Raw genomic sequence first — 2568 nt, forward strand, 5'->3', positions numbered from 1 at the left:
GAACGGGGTCGTGCTCACCGCCGCCGGGCTGGTGCTGCTCGACGAGGCGCGCACTCTGCTCGCGCACGCGGACCGGATCGGCACGCGGGTGGCCGCCGCGGCCGGAAACACCACCCTCACCGTCGGCATCCTGGGCGACGCCACCGACCCGGGCATCACCCGGCTGGCCGCCGCCTACCGCCGCGCGCATCCGCAGGTCGACATCCGCATCCGCGACACCGACCTCACCGATCCCACCTGCGGATTGAAGGCCGGGCTCGTCGATATCGCGGTGACCCGCGCTCCGTTCAACACCACCGCCCTGACCGTGCGCGAACTGCGCGCCGACCCGGTCGGGGCGATGCTGCGCGCCGACGACCCGCTGGCCGGGCGAACCCGGCTGACGCTGGCCGACCTTGCCGACCGGCACTGGTTCCAGTTCCCGGCAGGGACCGACCCGCTGTGGCAGACGTACTGGAACGGCGGCGAAACCCGCGAGGGCCCGGTGGTGCGCGTGGTTCAGGAATGCCTGCAAGCCGTGCTCTGGAACGGCACCATCGGCATCACGCCGCTCGGGCACGAGGTCCCGCCCGGACTGGTCGCCATCCCCCTCGTCGATATGCCGCCGAGCCGGGTGGTGGTCGCCTGGAACGAGGGCGACCGCAATCCGCTGATCCACGCGTTCGCCCGAACCGCAAGCGCCGCATACGCATCGGACCCCACAGGCGCCTGACGTCACTCGGCGAGCTGATGCGTGGAGCGGCGACCCGCCTCGGTGGCGCGAGTCAGGAAGTCGGCCAGCAGTTCCAGTTCAGCGGTGCTGTAGGACGCGCAGAGCTCGTCCATCTCGGTGTTCATCCCGGAGAAGAGCGCGAAGATCTCGGCCGTGCGATCGGGGACGGCCCGGATGACCACCGCGCGGCGATCGGATTCGGCGCGTTCGCGCGCGATGAACCCGGCGCGTTCGAGGCGGTCGAGGATGCCGGTCATGGTGGCCGGATGCAGGCGGGCCGCACGGGCCAGGGCGGTGGGACTGATCGGACCCTGGGCGGTGATCAGGTCGAGGCAGTCCATATCGGCCTCTTTGAGTTCCAGCCGAGCACCGACCTGCCGGTTGAGCAGTGCGAGCTGACCGCGCAGATCACGCATCGAGCTCTTGACGGCGGTGACTACGCGACGGCGAGCACGCGCATCCTCAGGTGTTACGGAACTCATATAATATCCTTCTCGAATCAGTATATTATGAGATTCATATAATACCTCGATCGTAGGAACGGTTCATGTCTGCCCTCTCCACCGCCGCAGTCGTCGTCACCACCGTCAATGCCGCCCTGGTCTTCGGATCCGGCCTCGGAGCCGCCCTGAAGATCAAGCCGATCCTCGAACCCATGGCCAACCTCGGCGTCCCCGAATCGTGGCTGGTCTTCCCCATCGGCACCCTCAAACTGGCCGGAGCCCTCGGCCTGCTCCTCGGCCTGCTCGGCGTACCCCTCCTCGCCCCCGCGGCCGCCGCGGGCCTGATCCTCTACTGGGTCTGCGCCATGTACACCCACATCCGCGGCAAGGACTTCAGCCCACAGTTCTACCTCGGCATCGTGTTCTGCGCCTTGTCCGTCGCAACCCTGACCCTGCACATCCAATCCATCACCTTCCGATAGCAATCGAGGTCGGTGGGGTGGGATAGCCTCGCGGAGAACCGATTCGGGGAGGGTGGAATGCAGAGTTCCGGGGATGCGATGGGACGGGCCGAGGCGGTGGTCACACGCTTGCGCACGGTGGCGGCCGCCTCCGAAGGCGCGGTGCGCTTGGGGCCCGGACTCAGCGATGAAGCCATCGACGAGTGGAATGTGGTGGCACCCGCCGACATTCGGTTGCTGGCCCAGGAGATCGGCGAGATCTGGTTCGACGACTACGACCCGATCACCTTCACCCAACCGGCCAATTCCAGCTGTCGGGGCGGGGCGTCGGGCACCTGGTGGCAGTTGCATCGCAATGCCGCCGCCGAAACCTACTACGCCGATATCGATCCCGAAACCGGTAGGTGGGGACGGGTGTTCTCCCATTGGGAGGACGATTCGGCCGCATTGGTCGCCGAATCGGTGCTCGGCTGGTTCGAGTCGCTGGCCGAAGGACTCGACCTGGCCGTGCGGATCTCCGGAGGCGAGCGGCACCCGGACCTACACGAAGAGCTCGATGAGGACGACCTCGGTGAACTCGACTTCGAAGACGTATTCACCGACTGGTTCCATCGCGGCGGGGATGTCCTGGCCATGGACGCCGAGAAAACTGTCGCGCCGATATCGGTCGCCGATGCCCGCTACTCCCCCGACCCCGAGGTCGTGGCCGTGGCCGCGGCCCTCCCAGAGGACGGTGCACTGGCCGACCTGAGGGAGGCTGGGTACCCGACCTCGGTGCCGTTCGGCAATCTACGCAGCGGCCCGGCCAGATACCGGCGCTTCTCCGGAGGCGCGTTCCTCGCGGTGGTCCCGAGCCAGTGAGCAGACCCGACAGCCGGGCGGCTATCCGTCACTGACGGGGGGTGGGCCCGTCCGGCGGGGGTACCTCACCCTCGCCTTGCTCGCCTTCGGC

General features: G+C 67.8%; 4 protein-coding genes. 3 read left to right on the forward strand and 1 reads right to left on the reverse strand.

What is annotated here, in order from left to right; all coding sequences use genetic code 11:
- Positions 1 to 712 (forward strand): LysR family substrate-binding domain-containing protein (locus tag ACWELQ_RS43430; protein WP_452402806.1); only part of this gene is annotated, 712 nt, incomplete at its 5' end.
- Positions 713 to 714: 2 nt separating this feature from the next.
- Here the strand turns inward: ACWELQ_RS43430 and ACWELQ_RS43435 are convergent.
- Positions 715 to 1194, reverse strand: coding sequence for a MarR family transcriptional regulator (locus tag ACWELQ_RS43435; protein ID WP_452402807.1), 480 nt, complete (start codon positions 1192 to 1194; stop codon positions 715 to 717).
- Positions 1195 to 1259: 65 nt separating this feature from the next.
- On the opposite strand from ACWELQ_RS43435, the gene ACWELQ_RS43440 reads away from it, so the two are divergent.
- Both ACWELQ_RS43440 and ACWELQ_RS43445 read left to right on the forward strand, forming a co-directional pair.
- Complete coding sequence (locus ACWELQ_RS43440; protein WP_452402808.1) at positions 1260 to 1637, forward strand: DoxX family protein; 378 nt, start codon at positions 1260 to 1262, stop codon at positions 1635 to 1637.
- 57 nt (positions 1638 to 1694) lie between these two features.
- Complete coding sequence (locus tag ACWELQ_RS43445; RefSeq protein ID WP_452402809.1) at positions 1695 to 2477, forward strand: hypothetical protein; 783 nt, start codon at positions 1695 to 1697, stop codon at positions 2475 to 2477.
- Positions 2478 to 2568: the final 91 nt, after the last annotated feature.

It is taken from the genome of Nocardia sp. NPDC004722, from assembly GCF_053601505.1.